Below are 16,045 nucleotides of genomic sequence, written 5' to 3' on the forward strand. Positions count from 1 at the left end.
ATCCTTGCGGGATCCGGTGGGAAGAGACTGCCAGCGGTACGCGACCACGTCATGCCGTAGGAGGTCCAGTACGCGTCCGCGCCACCCAACTCACGAACCGTCGTCCGGGCGCGTCAACGAACCATCTGCACCGTCAGTCCCGTCGTCCATGCCTTCTCGTACCGCTCGCTTCTCCGCCCGACGCGCGAAGAAGACGCCCTTCGTGCCACGCGCCTCAGGCACAATGAAAAGTCCCGGCCAGGCAAACCAGCGCTCTATCACGGCCCACAGCCACATGAATGCGATTACCGCAATCCACCAACCCGCAAGGTCGCTGTCCAGCACCCGCCTTCCAAGAACGGATGCCCAGATCATGAACCCTCCGGTCAGAGCGGCACCGAATCCGAACTGAAACAGGGTTCTGAGTGGTGCAGCGGCTTCAGCGATGTCATTCCAGTAGCGCGCGGCCCGCTCCTCAAGATCGTATGCCTCACCTCGGCCGGCGAGGCGCGTCGCAAGCCGAAAAAGTACATATAACCCCATGGCGAGGAAAAACAGGCCGGAGACGAAAGCGCCAACTAGGAATATCAGGTTGTCAAGAAGCCTCATTTTCCTAACCCAACGATCCTTTTCGCCCGCAGCCCCGAACTCGGACTGTGCTGTGAGTTCATTGGTTGTCTGAGTGACGGCCAGTCAAAAAGCACCGTCGCTCACGAGGCTGCCGTCCGAGATCCCTCTCAGACAGTCTTCCGAACCCGGCGCCGCCTGCCCACAGTAGTCGGCGAAAGTTGACCTGCACCGTCAGCGGTAGTTGGTGAACTGCAGTGCCACGTCCAGGTCCGCGCCCTTGAGGAGCGCGATGACCTCCTGGAGCTGGTCGCGGGACTTCGACGTCACGCGGACCTCGTCACCGGTGACCTGGGTCTTGACGCCCTTGGGGCCCTCGTCCCGGATGATCTTGGTGATCTTCTTCGCGTTCTCGCCGGCCAGGCCCTCCTTGAGAGAACCGACCAGGCGGTACTCCTTGCCCGACGCCTGCGGTTCCTTGTCCCCCGTGTCGAACGACTTGAGGGACACGCCGCGCTTGATGAGCTTCGTCTGGAACACGTCGAGCAGTGCGAGCACGCGCTCGGCGGAGTTGGCCACCATGACGATGTTGTCCTGGCCGCTCCACGAGATCGACGCACCCACGCCCCGGAAGTCGTACCGCTGCGAAACCTCCTTGGACGCCTGGTTGAGGGCGTTGTCGACCTCCTGGCGGTCCACCTTGCTGACGATGTCGAACGACGAGTCGGCCACGACCGTGCTCCTTCTTCCTGGTGAGGTTGAATCCTGGGTCAACCGTAGTCGGCCCGGTCACCGGGTAGCACCTGTTGCGGCCGCGAGCCACCACCGGCCCGGCCCGGCCGGCGCCGGTGGGTCCTCCGATACAGTGACGAACCATGCTCCGGAGTCTCGACCTGACCACCTGGCGGCGGCGCACCGAGTGGCCCCTCGTCACGGTCGCCGTGCTCTTCCTCGTCGCCTACGGGCTGCCGATCGCGGTCGAAGGTCTCCCCCCGGCGGCGAAAACCGCCTGCGACACGTTCATGACCATCGCGTGGCTGGTGTTCGCCGCCGACTACATGGTGCGGCTGCATCTGTCCGGGTACACGTGGGAGTTCGTCCGGAGGAACTGGATCGATCTCCTGGTCGTCGCACTCCCTCTCCTGCGCCCGCTCCGGCTGCTCCTGCTGATCAAGGTGATCCAGCGGTTCAGCCGCACCGGGGTGCAGCGGCTGCGCGGCCGGGTCGTCACCTACGCCACGGGCGGAACGGCGCTGCTGATCCTCACCAGCGCTCTGGCGATCACCGACACCGAACGTCACGCGGAGGGCTCGAACATCACGAACCTCGGTGAGGGGTTCTGGTGGGCGATCGTCACGATGACCACGGTGGGATACGGCGACTTCTACCCCGTCACGGTCACGGGCCGCTTCATCGCCGCGGGCCTGATGCTGGGCGGAATCGCCCTGCTCGGTGTGGTCACGGCGACGCTCGCCTCGTGGATGGTGCAGACCGTCGAGGAGGCCAACGAGCAGGAGGAGGCCGCCACCCGCCGCCAGGTCGACATCCTGGCGGAGGAGGTCCGCACGCTCCGCGCCGAGCGGGCCGAGGAGGTGCGCACGCTCCGCGCGGAACTCGCGGCGGCCCGCAGCAAACTGGACGACGACGGCGCTTCGGGCCCTCTCACCCTGCGCGAGGAGAACTGACGGGCGCCGCCCGTGGACGCGGCCGGCGCCGTCGTCAGAAGCCGCCGAAGCCGCTCGGGCCGTACTGGTTGCCGTAGGAGCCGCCCGGGCCACCCGCCATGCGCTCGAGGCGTGCGATGCGGTCCTTCATCGGCGGGTGCGTCGCGAACATGCGAGCCATGCCGGCCCCGCGGAACGGGTTCGCGATCATCACGTGGGAGACGTTCGTCAGCTCACGGTCTTGCGGCAGCGGGGCGAGCTGGGTTCCGCGCTCCAGCTTGCGCAGGGCCGACGCGAGGGCGAGCGGGTCGCCGGTGAGCCTGGCGCCGTCCTCGTCGGCGTCGTACTCGCGCGTGCGGGAGATGGCGAACTGGATCATCGTCGCCGCGATCGGTGCCAGCAGGGCCGTCGCGAGCGCCGCGAGCGGGTTCCCGCCCTCGCGGTTTCCGCCGAACCACATCATCGCCGTGGCGACCGACGTGATCACACCCGCCATCGCCGACGCCACGGACGACGTGAGGATGTCGCGGTTGTACACATGCATCAGCTCGTGTCCCAGGACGCCGCGCAGCTCGCGCTCGTCGAGCAGGGTGAGGATGCCCTCGGTGCAGCAGACGGCCGCGTTCTGCGGGTTACGGCCCGTGGCGAACGCGTTGGGGGCCTTCGTCGGCGAGATGTAGAGGCGGGGCATGGGCTTGCGGGCCTGGGTCGACAGCTCGCGCACGATCCGGTGCATCTCGGGTGCCTGGAGTTCCGTGACCGGGTAGGCGTGCATGGCGCGGATGGCGAGCTTGTCGGAGTTCCAGTAGCTGTACGCCGTCGTTCCCAGACCGACGAGCACGAAGATCCACAGCCACGTCTGCCGTCCGCCCATGAGGATCCAGATCCCGAGGAGAACGGCCCACATCGCGCCGAACATCGCTGCGGTCTTCAGACCGTTGTAGTGCCGATGCATCGCTACTTCCTTTCCACCCACCCGGCTGAACGGCTCGTGACGGCGAACGGTTCCCGAGCCGGGCCGCCGTGCGCGGCCTCGCGCGGACGGTTGCCCGGTGTCCGTTCACCGCATCTTCGCCAACCCTCGACCCTCACGCATGGACAGAGATGAGGGCTGCCTTACATGGTCGGTAGAATCGCTCCTGGCCTTCGATTGTGTACAGTCCCTCGACCGGAAGGCGCCTCTTCGTGAGCACCCGACCTTTGCGCGTCGCCGTCGTCGGTGCCGGACCCGCCGGCATCTACGCGAGCGACATCCTGTCCAAGACCGACCTCGACGTCTCGATCGACCTGTTCGAGCGCCTCCCGGCGCCGTTCGGGCTGGTCAGGTACGGCGTCGCGCCGGATCACCCGCGCATCAAGCAGATCATCGTGGCGCTTCACAAGGTCCTCTCCCGCGGTGACATCCGCCTGCTGGCGAACGTGGACTTCGGCACGGACGTCAAGCTCGAGGACCTGCGGCAGTTCTACGACGCCGTGATCTTCTCCACCGGCGCCATCAAGGACGCCGAGCTGAACATCCCGGGCATCGAGCTGGACGGCTCCTACGGGGCCGCGGACTTCGTGTCCTGGTACGACGGGCACCCCGACGTGCCCCGTACGTGGCCGCTCGAGGCGCGCGAGATCGCCGTCGTCGGCGCCGGGAACGTCGCCCTCGACGTGGCCCGCATCCTGGCCAAGCACCCCAAGGACCTGCTGCCCACCGAGGTCCCGGCGAACGTGTACGAGGGCCTGCAGGCCTCGCCCGTGACGGACGTGCACGTGTTCGCCCGCCGCGGTCCGGCGCAGGTGAAGTTCTCGCCCCTGGAGCTGCGCGAGCTCGGTCATGTCCCGGACGTGGACATCATCGTGTACCCGGAGGACTACGACTTCGACGAGGGCTCCGAGGCCGCGATCAACTCGTCGAACCAGACCAAGCAGGTCGTCAAGACCCTCACCGACTGGGCGCTCGACGACCCGTCGACCAAGACGGCCTCCCGCCGTATCCACCTGCACTTCCTGCACCAGCCCGCCGAGGTGCTCGGCGAGGACGGCAAGGTGACCGGCTTCCGCACGGAGCGCACCGCGCTGCAGGGCGACGGCACCGTCAAGGGCACGGGCGAGTTCCACGACTTCCCCGTCCAGGCCGTGTACCGGGCGGTCGGCTACTTCGGTTCGCCGCTCAGCGAGATCCCGTTCGACGACCTCAAGGGTGTGATCTCCAACCGTGAGGGCCGCGTCGTCGACATGGACGGCGAGCACGTTCCGGGTGTCTACGCCACCGGCTGGATCAAGCGTGGCCCGGTCGGCCTGATCGGACACACCAAGTCGGACGCGTCCGAGACCGTGAAGCACCTGGTCGAGGACGTGGTCGGCGTTGCCGACGGCGCCGACGTGTCGGAGGGGAACCTGGACGGTGGCCGCACCGCCCCGCAGGGCGCCCCCGAGGCCATCACGGCGTTCCTCGCCGACAAGGGCGTGCAGGTCATCGAGTGGTCCGGCTGGGAACTGCTCGACGCTCACGAGCGTGCGCTCGGTGAGGCCGAGGGCCGCGAACGGGTCAAGGTCGTTCCCCGCGAGGAGATGATCGCGATCAGCCAGAGCGTCAAGCAGGCCTGACGCCGACCACCGGACGTCGAGGGAGCCGGTTCCCCGTGGACCCGGACCCGGCTGCCTCGACGTCTCCCGCTTGTGGCGGTACGACCGCGAGTCTGGGCGCTACGGCGACCGGCGCACCGGCGACCGCCTCGGCGAAGACCGGTGCCGCGGCGTCAGTCGGCGGACGCGCCTTCGTCCGGGTCGATCATCCTGATGGCACCGTCCTGCGCTTCGAGCACGACGTCGGCGCCGTACCTTCCGTCGCCGAGTGCGGCGAGCTGGCCGAGGCTGACCATGCGAGAGACCTCGTCGTCGCGCAGGAAGACGAGCAGGTTGCCGTCCTGGACGTAGTCGCCACCGTAGGTGCCGTCTCCCGCCACCTCGACCGGGAGCCCGAGTTCCCGTTCGATCCGCGCCCCGGACGCCGGACCGGTCAGGACATGGACGGCGGTCCAGTCGCCGGGCGCGAGCTCCCGCAACGGCCGGGACCCACCGGAGCCGGCCAGATCGACGACGGCGTTCTTGAGATCGTGGTCGAACTCCACGCTTCCTCCGGATGACGGGCCGCACCCCGCAAGCAGCGCGGCGAGTAGAAGGGTGAGCAGTGCCGCGGACGCGCGCATGATCAGTACTCCGGGCGGGCCGACGGGTCGCCCGGATCGTGATGGCCATTGCGCTCCGTGGTCACTACGGGCCACGCGAGATCCTCTTCGCGAGTCTTGCGGGCCTCGCTCGGATCCAGCTCGTCGGACCGCCACAGCATGTCGTTCTCGTCGATGACCACCATGTCGCCGTCCGTCACGGCCTGCTGGACGATATCAGCCAGCTCCTCGGGACCGGCGTCGGGGTTCCGCAGTGCGATCTCCCGGCCGATCTCGTTGTTGTGCAGGTCCATCGCGACCGGCACGGGATGGCTCGTGGGACCACGTTCGTGCGCGGTGGCGAACTCGCTCACCCATTCCTCACCGAAGCGCTGGGTCATCAGCGCGTTCCAGTACGCGTGCCGGAAGGCGTCGCCGTGTCCGTCGGTCAGGCCCTCGTCGTACCTGCTCTCCGCGACATGCAGGGCGTCCTGACGCAGGTCCATGACGTCCATGACCGCACCCGGCCCCTGACGCCGCAGGAGGTCGTCGAGCATCTGCGCCTCGGCCTCGGTGACCTCTTCCCGGTTGGGGACGGGGAGACGCTCCCCGGTCAGGTCGTTGAGACGGCCTGCCTGGTCGACCAGCCAGCCGCCCGCACCAGCGGGCCACATCGTCGTGTCGTCCGGCGCGACCTGGTACTCCTCCAGCAGCTCGCGGTGCAGTCGCTCGTCCGCGCCCGCCGGCCCGGCGACACCGGCAGCGCCCGTGGCAGCGGCCCCGGCGAAAGCGGCAGCGCCGCCACCGAGAGGGGCAGCGGCAGCGGCGCCGTCCAGGTTCTCGGAGGTGCCCTCCTGGTCATCGGCGTTCTCGCGCACCGTCGCCGCCACATCGTTCAAGGCGGCCGCCGTCTCACGCAGCGCGGCGGCGTGGACGTGGTTCCACTCCTCCCGGAACTGCTCGCTGTCCGGACCGCTCCACTGTTCCGGTGCCGGCATGGCGGCCTCCACCATCTGCACGACACCGCCCAGCGCCTCGCCCCCGCGGGCGATCCCGTCGGCGAGCTGTCGCAACGCCTCGATGTCGGCCCCGTACAGGTTGCCGGCCACGCGCCACCTCCTCTTCGAACCTGAGACGATTTTATCTTATTTGCGCGCTTTAACCTATATGCGAACTCCAGCGAATCACGCTTCCGGACCGGCCACGCGCGCGGCGCAGCGTGGTGGCATCAGGTCCGCCTGACGTCCGCCAGCAGAGCGAGCGTCGTGTACGGCATCGTCACCGTGCCGCCCAGGGCGTCGATCACCTCGGCGTTGCCCCGCAGGACGCGTTCCAGTGCGTCCGGTGACAGGCGCTCGTGCCAGGCCAGGGTGGGTACCTGGTCGACCCACGCGTCGCGGGTGAACTCCACCTGCCAAGGGATCTCGTGCCTGGTCACCGCACCGAAGGCGCGTGAGCCCCAGATGCCCGCGGTCGCGGCGCCGGCGAGCTTGCCGTAGCCGTCCAGCGGGGACCGCTCCCACGGCACGAAGTCCAGACCCATGTCGACGCCGCGGTAGACGTCGGCGAGCGCCGCCGCCACCGCCGGCTCGGGTACGCAGACGTTCCAGAACACGGCGAGCCGTCCCCCCGGTCGGAGCACCTCGGCCGCCTTGACGGCCCCGGCGCGCTGTTTCACCCAGTGCCACGCCTGCCCGGAGACGACGGCGTCGTAGCGCCGCCGCGCCGCGTCCCAGTCGTCGAATGACGCGATCTCGACCGGGAAGCCCGCGCGACGTGCGACGACGGCCATCCGTTCGTCGGGTTCCACGCCGGTGACCTCGCATCCGGCCTGGCGGAACAGGGAAGCGGCAGAACCCGTGCCGATGCCGACGTCCAGCACCGTGGGCCGCCCTCGCCGAGGTGGTGCGGTGTGCGGGGAGGGCACCACCCCGGCCTCGTCGGCCAGCACCAGGTCGGCCAGCGCGGCCGGGTAGCCCGGCCGCGTGCGGTGGTAACGCTCCGCGTCCTCGCCGAACGAGACGGCGACCTCACGCAGCGAGGGCGGCCGGGCGGCCACGGAAGCGATCAGCCCTGCCAGTCGCCGGTGAGATCGAGCGACTGGTCCACCTGCGAGACGAAGTCCTGCGTCATGATCGTCTCGGCGCCGGAGAGCTGAATGAGCGAGGGGGCACCTTGGCTGTCGGTGATGCCCCAGACCACGGCCACGTACACCTCGCCGCCGGACTGATAGGTGTACGACGTGTTCGCCCGCTGTCCGTCCGTGCGCAGCGTGTTGACGGGCGCGAAGTTGTCATCGGTCGACCCGTTGTCCTCGACCTGGCTGATGAACCAGTCCACCGATTCCTGGGCGCCCATCGCCTCGCCGCCCGGCATGAACGCGATCCGGCCGGCGACACCGCCCTGGTCGTTCGGCTTCTGGTGGATGTACTTCCACGGGTCCTCGTCCGCGGAGGGTGCCCAGTCGGCGGGAACCTGGGCCGTGATGTGGGAGGCCTGGATCGTCTGCATCCCCTCGGCCGTCGCGTCGCCACCTGTCGTGGACTCGTCGGTCGCCAGGGACTCGGCGGCGTCCGGGGACTCGGCGGTCTCCGTGCCGGCCGTGGTCGAGTCACCGCCGACCTCCTCGAGCTCACCCACCGAGAACGAACAGGCGGACAAGGTCGACGCGAGCACCCCGGCCGCCAGGGCGGCCGTCAGGGAACGTCGGGTACGCATGTGAATCACTCACTTCCTCTTCGGGCTACTTCTCGAACAATCGCGCGCCGAACCAGTCGAGACGCGGGCGCCAGCCGTTGTTGCGCAGCACGGTGAACACCGGGATCTTGGCATCGGCCGGGCGGATCATCGCGACGCCCTCCCAGGAGGTTCGCGGGCCGTCCGCGCCGTGCACGGTGACCTGCCCGTCCGCACCTTCGACGAAGGTGCCCGAACTCTGACCGGCCGTCTTTCCCCGGGTCCACGTCCAGTTGGCGTGGACGAACCCGCCGCCGGGGCTGAGCGCCGACCGGACCGACGCCGATCCGGAGTACTCGACGAACTTGTAGGTCGCGCGGGCCGGGTCCAGGTCGACCTCCATGCGCCACGCGTACGCCTGCTTGCCCCGCACGAACAGGGTCTGCCAGCGCACCTCCTCGACCTTCCAGCGCACGTCCACGCGCGCGCCCTGCGCCGTCCGCGTCGCCTCGATGAGGTACGGCAGCCCGTCGCTGTTCATGCCCAGGAGGTCGGCGACCACGCGGTCGACCGGTGTCGGAGCGGCCGGCGTGCCGCCGGCCGACTCCGGGACCTGTGCCTTCTCCCGTTCGGAGACTGCCTTCAGACCGCGCCGCATCGTCCACATCCCGCGTGCGAGCACCGCGATACCGGTGAGCACGAGCAGGACGACGCCCAGGGCCACGTTCCCCTGGAGGATGGCCCAGACCCCTCCCGCCGCGAGGACCAGCCCGACGAGGAAGACGATCCTGCGACTCTGCACCGCGAACCGAGCAGCGCGGTCCTCCGTCACTGCTCGGCCAGCTTGACGCTGTCCTGGATCTCGCGGACCTGCGGCCAGATCTCGGCGGCCTGCGGGCCCGCGCAGGTTCCCGTGACCTCGACCATGTCACGGACGCCGTCGTGCTCGACCACGGCGATCCGCAGGGCCTGCGCGATCGTGCCGGCCTGCTGGGTGGTCCAGGCGCCCTCGATCCGCACGGCGGGCAGTCCGCCGAACGTCGTGTCCATGCGGCCCACCTCCTCGTACCCCGGCGTCGCCTGGAACTTCGTCACGGCCTGCTCGATCACGGCCTCGACACTCTGCTCCGGGGCCATCCGCTGGATCACGACGACGACGTTCGGACGGAACTCGCCCTCGGGACGCTGCTGCACGATGGCCATCTGCGCCTGCGGGACCGCGTGCGGGGCCCAGCCCTCGGGGCAGTCCATGACCACGGCGGGGAAACCGGGGAAGGTCTCGCTCGGGTAGGTGACTGTACTCATGTCTCCATCCAATCAGGTTGTGCCGCGGCCATGTCAGAGACCACCGATGAAGTCGCCCACGCCGTCCACGATGTCGCCACCGACGTCGGTGATGGCATCGACGGTGTCGGCGGGCGACCAGTCGAGCGAGACCGAGACCCCGGCGCCGATGCCGAGTGCGGCCCCGAGCTCGAAGTCCACGCTCACGTTGTCGAACCCGACGTTCACATCCGCGTTGGCCTTGACACCCACACCCGCGTACACCGAGCCCTCCGCGCCGGCGGTCACGCCGGCCACCGTCGCGGATCCGTTGGCGGATGCCTCGGCACCCGCGAACGCCTCACCGCCCACGCTCGCACCCAGCCCGTCCGGACCGATCGACACACCGCCGGTCGCCTCGGCGCGAGCGCCCGCGAACGCGTCGACCGAGCCCTCGGCCCCGAGGTGGTCGCCGTACCCGACCTGGCCCTCGGCACTCGCGCTGACCCCGGCGTTGGCACCGACCTGCCCCTCGGCCACGAGGCCGTTCTCGGACAGGCTGACCTCGCCGGACGCGTCGTACCCGGCACCGGCCGCGACCCCGGCCGAGCCGGAGCCGTGCGCGCCGTCCTCGTCGCCGAACTCGCCGTCGATGCCGGCCTCGGCCCCGACGAACCCGCCGGTCTCCCCCTCGGCGAGGGTGTGGTGGATGTCGCCCTTCTCCGACGTGCTGGCGACGTCCGCCTGCTCACCGTCGGTGCGGGTCCAGGTGCCGTCCTCGTTCTGGGTGTAGCCGGCCGCGTTGTTGTGCTGGGGACCGAGGCCGTGGACGCTGCCCGACGTCGGGTCGTTCGGGTCGTTCTGCGCCGTCGGGTCGGACCCCGCGGTCGCCAGAGGGTTGCCACCCTCGTCCTCGGACCCGCCACCGCCGGAACCTCCGCCCGACCCGCCGGTCCCGCCGCCGCCCCCGCCCGACAGCTCGTCCGACGTCTCCTGCTGGTCGTCGGCGTTCTCCCGGACCTTCCCCGCGACCTCGTTCAGCGCGCTCGCCGTCTCCCGCAGCCGGACCGCGTGGACGTCGGTCCACTCGGCGCGGAACTCCTCGCCGTCCGGGCCGCTCCACTCGTCGATGGCCGGCATCGCCGACTCGACGACGGCGACGACGTTGGTGAGCGCATCACCGCCCTGGGCGACGCGGTCGGCGAACGACCGCAGCGCCTCGATATCGGCGCCGTAAAGCCCTCCGCTCATGGTTTCTCCTCACATCCCTCCGCGCCCCGGCGGCAGGGTTCGTCCCTCGATCGACAGCGCCGATGACGGACCGTCGAATGCACCTGTCGCGCGGCCCCACCCGAGCCGACCTCGCCGCGACGACGTTCCCCGGCTCAGAGCGAGCTCGAGGTGCCTTCCTGCTCCGCGGCGTTGGCCTCCGCGGTCCCGGCGAAGTTCTCGAGCGCCGAGGCGATCTCGTTCAGCTTCGCGGCGTGAGTGTTCGTCCACTCGTCCTCGAACTGGTCCGCGTCCGGCCCCATCCACTCGGTCTCGCTCAGTTGCGCGGTGATGTCCTGCACCGTCGAACGGACTTCCTCGGCCTGCTGACGCAGGACGTTCGCCATCTCCCGGACCGCCTCGATGTCGAGGCCGAGCATGTCTCCGACCATGTCCCTCTCCTTCGTTCCGGGCCGCCTCGGGGTCGAGCGGCCTCGCCTGGATCACCACGACACGCTCATCCGGCCCGATGCCGGATGTCGTCTCCTGACCGGTGCCCCCGTGACGCGCGATGGGTGCGGCACCGGACCGGCACCGCACCCATCGTGTTCACGCCGCGAGGACGAACGCGTCACAGCGCGTTCGAGGTGCCCTCCTGCTCGCTGGCGTTGCGCTCGGCGGTCTGGCCGTGCTCCACCATGCGCTCGGCGATCTGCTGCAGCTGCGTAAAGAGCTCGGCGTCCCACTGCTCCTCGTACTGGGAGGCGTCGGAGCCGTTCCACTCGGTCTGCTGCATCTGCGCGTTGACCTGCTCGCCGGCCTGCTTGATCTGGTCAGCCGACTGCTGCAGAACCTGCGAGAGCTGCCGGACTGCCTCGACGTCGAGACCCGAGACGTTCTGAGCGCTGTGCTGAAGCGGCATGTGTTACTCCTTCGTCTGCGGCCACCCCTGCTGGGAAGCCTCACTTGATTTCGACACCACGCACTCAACCAGAGTGCGCGGCGGGGTGGAATGGGGAGAGTTCCCCATCCCGCGTCGCACCGCCCGGGACGTCACCCGGGCTGCGCGACGTGGATCTTGGCGGCCCGGCCCGCGGCGATGAGGAAGCCGCGCCCCGGCGGGAAGTCCTGGCGCCGCAGCCGGCCCAGGGGGGTGTTCAGGAGGGTGTCGCCCTCCATGTCGCCCGGGGTCATGAGAATGCCGTTACGGCCGGACTTGAACGGCCCGGCCAACGCGAACGCCTTCGACCAGGTCGACGACTCCGCCTCGCCGATCACCATGATCTCCTTGCGCACCGCGGCCTTGACGAACGCCTCCAACGGCTTCTCCGCCGGCGTGCCGGTCAGCTCCGTGTAGTTCTCGATCATGACCGTGAGGCTGCCGGGAGCGAACTTGTCCGCCTGGACCGCCTCGGTGAGCTCCTTGACGACCTCCTGGACGTCCTCGGGCGTCTGGGCCACCTTGTCCCACAGGTCCATCGAACCGACGCTCGTGCGCCGCGACGAGAGGTACACGAGCCGTGTCCTCGTGGCGCGCCGCAGCGAGGTGGCGATCGTCACGAACGTCGTCGTACGGCCCGATCCCGGCGGGCCCGAGAGCATGAGCGGCGACCGCTCGGGCAGTCCGATCGGCGAGATGTCGAGGTCCCGCAGGCCGATCGTCGGCCGGTTGCCCACGGTCGGCGGCAGGGCGGTGAGCGTGAAGTCGTCGGGCAGGCGTTCGATCCCGGGTGCCTTGAGCGTTCCCGCCCGCTCCATGGCCTGCTCCAGCTTGCTCATCTCGCGCGACTGCACGACACCGTTCGAGTCGCCGCCGAGGACGGCGATCTGCGCCTCCTGCCCGAACATGATCGCCCGGCCCGGCGCCGACGTCGGGTTCAGGACGTCCTTGGGCACGTTCAGCATCATGTAGTCGTCCTCCCGCGCCATGCGGTGCACGATGCGCTTCTGCACCGTGGAGGCCAGCGACGGAGGGATGTTCGTGGCCCGGTCACCGGTCATCACGATGTGGATGCCGACCGGGCGGCCGTCCGTGGCGAGCTGGGTGAACGCGCCGAAGATCGAGAACCCGCGCGCGACGCTGATCTCGTACGAGTCCCGGAACGCGCCGAAGCCGTCCACCAGCACGAAGATGCGCGGCTCGTGGGGCTTGTTCGCGATCTTCCGGTACTCGACGATGCTGCCGGCGCGTACCTCGGCGTAGCGGGCGGAGCGCTCCTCGAGTTCCTGGGTCAGCCGCCGCAGGAGGCGAGTCACCCGCTCCTCGTCCTCGCCGTCGATGATCGCACCGACGTGCGGCATGTTCTCCAGCATCGTCAGACCGCCGGAACCACAGTCGATGCCGTACACCTGGGTCGGCCCGCCGCGCACCGTGAGCCCGGCGGAGATCGCGATCGTCCGCAGCGTGGTGCTCTTCCCCGCGCCACCGGTGCCGTAGACGGCCATGTTCCCGTCCGTGTCCGGCTCGTAGTGCACGGTGGGCTGCGCCTGCCCGTGCGGATCGTCGAGCACGCCGAGCAGGAGCTTGGCGTCGGTCCGGGGGTTGGGCAGCAGGGCGAGGTCGTAGGTCTGGGCGAGCTCCGGCAGCCACGGCTTGCGGGGCTCGGGCACGCCGGCGACGGTGGCCGCCTCCCGCATGGTCCGGACCATGCGGGAGATGTCGTTCGGACCGGGGTCGCCGCCGTCGTCCGACGACGACTCCCGCGCCGGCATCTCCCACTTGCGGGCGACGCCGAAGTCCAGCTCCTCGACGTCGATCTGTGTCGGCTCCGGCTCGTCGGAGGTCCAGCCGCCGGCGTAGCCGGTCTGGAAGGTGGTGATGCGGCCGGGCCCGGTCTTCGCGGCACCCCGGCCCGGGATCGACGCCGCGAAGTGCGCCGCCATCGCGTCCCCGAGCACGTCCTTCGAGTCGGACTCGTCCGCCATGCGCAGCGCGATCCGCAGGTTCGTGTTGGCGCGCAGGTTGTCCTTGATCACGCCGGCGGGACGCTGGGTGGCCAGGATCAGGTGCAGTCCGAGCGACCGGCCACGCTGGGCGACGTCGACGACGCCGTCCACGAACTCGGGGACCTCCCCGACCAGGGCGGCGAACTCGTCGACCACGATGATGAGGCTCGGCGGCGCGTCCGGGTCGCCGGTCTTCTCGAGCGACGCGAGGTCCTTCGCCTTCTTCCGGTTCAGGAGGTGCTCGCGGTAGTGCAGCTCGGCCCGCAAGGACGACAGGGCCCTGCGCACCAGGTGCTGCGACAGGTCGGTGACCAGACCGACGGTGTGCGGCAGGTGCACGCAGTCGGCGAACGCCGCGCCGCCCTTGTAGTCCACGAACAGGAACGTCACACGGTCCGGACTGTGCGCCGCCGCCATGCCCATCACCCAGGACTGCAGGAACTCCGACTTGCCCGCACCGGTGGTGCCGCCGACGAGCGCGTGCGGACCCTGGGTGCGCAGGTCGAGGTAGAACGGCTCGATGCCGTTGTGCCCCACCAGGCCGCGCAGGTTCGTCGGGTTCTTGCGGCGCACGGGTGGTGACCCGTCGCGCGGGGTGAGCGACAGGTTCTCCTTCCACCGGTCGATGATGCTGTGGGGCTCCGAGGCGACCTCCGTGCCGGCGAGTGCCAGGTACGACACCGAGCGGGGCAGGTCCGTCTCGTCGCTGACGGGCGCGCCGACGTCGACCACGGGCGACAGGATGCGGGCGATCTCGTGGGCGGTGGCCAGATCGACGGTCTCGCAGCGGACGGGGAAGGACAGCAGGCCGTAGTGCACCTGACCGGACGTGGCGCTGTCGGCCCCGGCCTCGTGGTCGAGCACGACGAACGTGCGGCACGCGGCAGGCAGCTGCTCGACGGTGGGAGCCACCCACACGACGTGCACGTTGACGGAGGGCCCGCGCTCGACGAGCCGGACCAGGCGGGAGCGCTCGAGCGGGACGTCGTCCTCGACGAGCACGACGACGGACGGAAGGATGGGCTTGGGCGGCTGCTCCTGCCGGTCCTTCTCGACGTCGCGCTCACCCTCGAGGGGCGGTGGGCCGTCGAGCTTCATGCCCCGGGCCTCGATGAGCTCCTCGAGCCGCGTGAGCAGGGCCGCGCCCTGTCCCGGGTCCGCCGCGAGGTGGTCGCCGGCGCCCAGCGGGCTGTGCGGGGAACCCGTGTGCGGCGCCCACTGCAGCCACTCCCAGTCCTGGCGTGACCGGTTGGAGGTGAGCGCGGTGATGACCACCTCGGCGGGCGAGTGCAGCGCGATCATCTGCAGGATGACGGAGCGCGCCACGCCCTCGACGGCTCCGGAGCGGCCGGCGATGCCGACGCTGCCCCCGAACCGCAGGGCCGCCGTGGACGGCACGTCCTCGATGAACACGCACTGCTGCTTGAGCTCCAGGACCTTCTCCCAGTGCTCGGGAAGCGCGTTGTTCTCCCGGGGCTCGGCGAACGTGGTCCGGGCGGGCGCGCGGCCGACCCCCAGGCGAACCGTGAGGAAACCCCGGTGCTCCGGCCGGTGTGTCCACATCAGGCCGCCGAGCCGGCGGACGTTGTCGACGGCCTCGGCCAGCGACGGGGTCTCGGCGATCCGGACAGCACGTTCGACGGCGTGGGTACGGCGGATCCGTTCCTTGGTGTACTCGATCGCCTCGAGGAACTGCTCGGACGCCTTCTCGTACTCCTTCTTCGACTGGGTCTTGCGGTCCCACCACATGCCGATCATGAACATGGGCCCCATGAACATGAACAGGAGCATGCGCGGGTTCTGGAAGACGAGGAACACCACGAGGCCCATCACGATCGGGACCAGCATGACGAGCCAGGGCAGCGGGCGGGGCTTCGGCGGCTCCGGCGGCTTCGGCGCCTTGATCTCGTGCTCGCCGAACCGGGTGACGACCCTCGGCGACCGGTTGAACTCGACGGCGGGACTGGTGGGCGCGATGCTGGTGGTCCGGTGCAGGGCGATCACCGAGACGACGTCGTTCCCGATGGTGATCATGTCGGAACTGGTCACCGTCGCCCGGGTGACCGCCTGACCGCCCATGACGAGGCCGTTGGCCGAGTCGAGGTCGTGGATCTCGATCGACTCGCCGACCACGATGCGCGCGTGCCGCTTGGACACCTGCTTGTCGGAGAGCCGGACGTCCATGTCCCGGCCCCGCCCGATGTAGGAGGTACCCACGGGAAGGGGGAACTCCCGGCCGGCGTCGGGGCCCTCCATGACACGAAGCGTCGCGACGGCGGCGCCACGGTCGGCTCCGGGGACCAGGAACTGGTCCGATACCCGCACGATCTCCACGGTCGAGCCGGAGCGCAGGCCGGCCTGCGTGAGGTCGTTGTCCGGCCGCAGCACCCGGCTGTCGGCGCCGCCCCCGCCGGACTCGCCGCGGACCTGGAGGGTGAGGTTCTCCGGTGCCGCGGCACCGTTACGGGTGGGGTCCGCCGAGAACAGGGTCTCCGCGACGTCCCGCACGGTGGCCGTCGCGTCGGCCGTGACCGCCACGTTCGCGGAGGTCTGGTCGGGGCGGTTGAGTGTCAGCTTGATCCGCAC

15 protein-coding genes are annotated in these 16,045 nt (G+C 69.8%); 2 read left to right on the top strand and 13 right to left on the bottom strand.

Features of this window, described 5'->3' with window-relative positions; translation table 11 throughout:
* Positions 1–90: 90 nt before the first annotated feature.
* Together J0911_RS06745 and J0911_RS06750 are read right to left on the bottom strand one after the other, a co-directional pair.
* A complete protein-coding gene (locus J0911_RS06745; RefSeq protein ID WP_207274667.1) occupies positions 91–588 on the bottom strand; it encodes a hypothetical protein in 498 nt (165 codons plus the stop codon).
* Between the two features lie 192 nt (positions 589–780).
* Positions 781–1,278, bottom strand: a complete 498-nt coding sequence (locus tag J0911_RS06750; RefSeq protein ID WP_207274668.1) for a YajQ family cyclic di-GMP-binding protein — start codon at positions 1,276–1,278, stop codon at positions 781–783.
* A 143-nt stretch (positions 1,279–1,421) separates the two neighbouring features.
* Here J0911_RS06750 and J0911_RS06755 point away from each other — a divergent pair, with 143 nt between their 5' ends.
* Complete coding sequence (locus tag J0911_RS06755) at positions 1,422–2,231, top strand: potassium channel family protein (RefSeq protein WP_207274669.1); 810 nt, start codon at positions 1,422–1,424, stop codon at positions 2,229–2,231.
* A 34-nt stretch (positions 2,232–2,265) separates the two neighbouring features.
* On the opposite strand, the gene htpX is transcribed toward J0911_RS06755, so the two are convergent.
* The gene (htpX, locus tag J0911_RS06760) at positions 2,266–3,165 is read right to left on the bottom strand and encodes a zinc metalloprotease HtpX (RefSeq protein ID WP_207274670.1); all 900 of its coding nucleotides are present in this window, start codon (positions 3,163–3,165) and stop codon (positions 2,266–2,268) included.
* Positions 3,166–3,395: 230 nt separating this feature from the next.
* Between htpX and J0911_RS06765 the strand changes: the two genes are divergently transcribed.
* Positions 3,396–4,805, top strand: a complete 1,410-nt coding sequence (locus J0911_RS06765) for an FAD-dependent oxidoreductase (protein ID WP_207274671.1) — start codon at positions 3,396–3,398, stop codon at positions 4,803–4,805.
* Positions 4,806–4,957: 152 nt separating this feature from the next.
* Here the strand turns inward: J0911_RS06765 and J0911_RS06770 are convergent, their stop codons facing one another.
* From J0911_RS06770 to J0911_RS06815, 10 genes are all read right to left on the bottom strand, one after another.
* Positions 4,958–5,329, bottom strand: coding sequence for a hypothetical protein (locus J0911_RS06770; protein WP_207274672.1), 372 nt, complete (start codon positions 5,327–5,329; stop codon positions 4,958–4,960).
* 80 nt (positions 5,330–5,409) lie between these two features.
* Positions 5,410–6,474 (bottom strand): DUF6973 domain-containing protein, encoded by a 1,065-nt coding sequence (locus J0911_RS06775; protein ID WP_207274673.1) that lies wholly within the window; start codon positions 6,472–6,474, stop codon positions 5,410–5,412.
* 119 nt (positions 6,475–6,593) lie between these two features.
* The gene (locus J0911_RS06780) at positions 6,594–7,424 is read right to left on the bottom strand and encodes a class I SAM-dependent methyltransferase (protein WP_207274674.1); all 831 of its coding nucleotides are present in this window, start codon (positions 7,422–7,424) and stop codon (positions 6,594–6,596) included.
* 8 nt (positions 7,425–7,432) lie between these two features.
* A complete protein-coding gene (locus tag J0911_RS06785) occupies positions 7,433–8,083 on the bottom strand; it encodes a hypothetical protein (RefSeq protein ID WP_207274675.1) in 651 nt (216 codons plus the stop codon).
* Positions 8,084–8,108: 25 nt separating this feature from the next.
* The gene (locus J0911_RS06790) at positions 8,109–8,873 is read right to left on the bottom strand and encodes a hypothetical protein (RefSeq protein ID WP_207274676.1); all 765 of its coding nucleotides are present in this window, start codon (positions 8,871–8,873) and stop codon (positions 8,109–8,111) included.
* On the bottom strand, positions 8,870–9,346 hold the full coding sequence (locus J0911_RS06795) for an LpqN/LpqT family lipoprotein (protein WP_207274677.1): 477 nt from the start codon (positions 9,344–9,346) through the stop codon (positions 8,870–8,872). The genes J0911_RS06790 and J0911_RS06795 overlap by 4 nt, the downstream gene beginning before the upstream one ends.
* A 33-nt stretch (positions 9,347–9,379) precedes the next feature.
* Positions 9,380–10,555 (bottom strand): WXG100 family type VII secretion target, encoded by a 1,176-nt coding sequence (locus J0911_RS06800; protein ID WP_207274678.1) that lies wholly within the window; start codon positions 10,553–10,555, stop codon positions 9,380–9,382.
* 134 nt (positions 10,556–10,689) lie between these two features.
* Positions 10,690–10,965, bottom strand: a complete 276-nt coding sequence (locus tag J0911_RS06805) for a WXG100 family type VII secretion target (protein ID WP_207274679.1) — start codon at positions 10,963–10,965, stop codon at positions 10,690–10,692.
* A 179-nt stretch (positions 10,966–11,144) separates the two neighbouring features.
* A complete protein-coding gene (locus tag J0911_RS06810; protein ID WP_207274680.1) occupies positions 11,145–11,435 on the bottom strand; it encodes a WXG100 family type VII secretion target in 291 nt (96 codons plus the stop codon).
* Positions 11,436–11,566: 131 nt separating this feature from the next.
* Complete coding sequence (locus tag J0911_RS06815; protein WP_207274681.1) at positions 11,567–16,045, bottom strand: type VII secretion EssC family protein; 4,479 nt, start codon at positions 16,043–16,045, stop codon at positions 11,567–11,569.

The organism is Myceligenerans salitolerans (genome assembly GCF_017349295.1).
GTDB lineage: Bacteria > Actinomycetota > Actinomycetes > Actinomycetales > Cellulomonadaceae > Myceligenerans > Myceligenerans salitolerans.

Bases quoted from the DNA above. Each gene is read 5' to 3' on its own strand.
- J0911_RS06745 (WP_207274667.1), bottom strand. From the start codon at position 588: ATGAGGCTTCTTGACAACCTGATATTCCTAGTTGGCGCTTTCGTCTCC.
- J0911_RS06755 (WP_207274669.1), top strand. From the start codon at position 1,422: ATGCTCCGGAGTCTCGACCTGACCACCTGGCGGCGGCGCACCGAGTGG.
- htpX (WP_207274670.1), bottom strand. From the start codon at position 3,165: ATGCATCGGCACTACAACGGTCTGAAGACCGCAGCGATGTTCGGCGCG.
- J0911_RS06785 (WP_207274675.1), bottom strand. From the start codon at position 8,083: ATGCGTACCCGACGTTCCCTGACGGCCGCCCTGGCGGCCGGGGTGCTC.
- J0911_RS06795 (WP_207274677.1), bottom strand. From the start codon at position 9,346: ATGAGTACAGTCACCTACCCGAGCGAGACCTTCCCCGGTTTCCCCGCC.
- J0911_RS06800 (WP_207274678.1), bottom strand. From the start codon at position 10,555: ATGAGCGGAGGGCTTTACGGCGCCGATATCGAGGCGCTGCGGTCGTTC.
- J0911_RS06805 (WP_207274679.1), bottom strand. From the start codon at position 10,965: ATGGTCGGAGACATGCTCGGCCTCGACATCGAGGCGGTCCGGGAGATG.
- J0911_RS06810 (WP_207274680.1), bottom strand. From the start codon at position 11,435: ATGCCGCTTCAGCACAGCGCTCAGAACGTCTCGGGTCTCGACGTCGAG.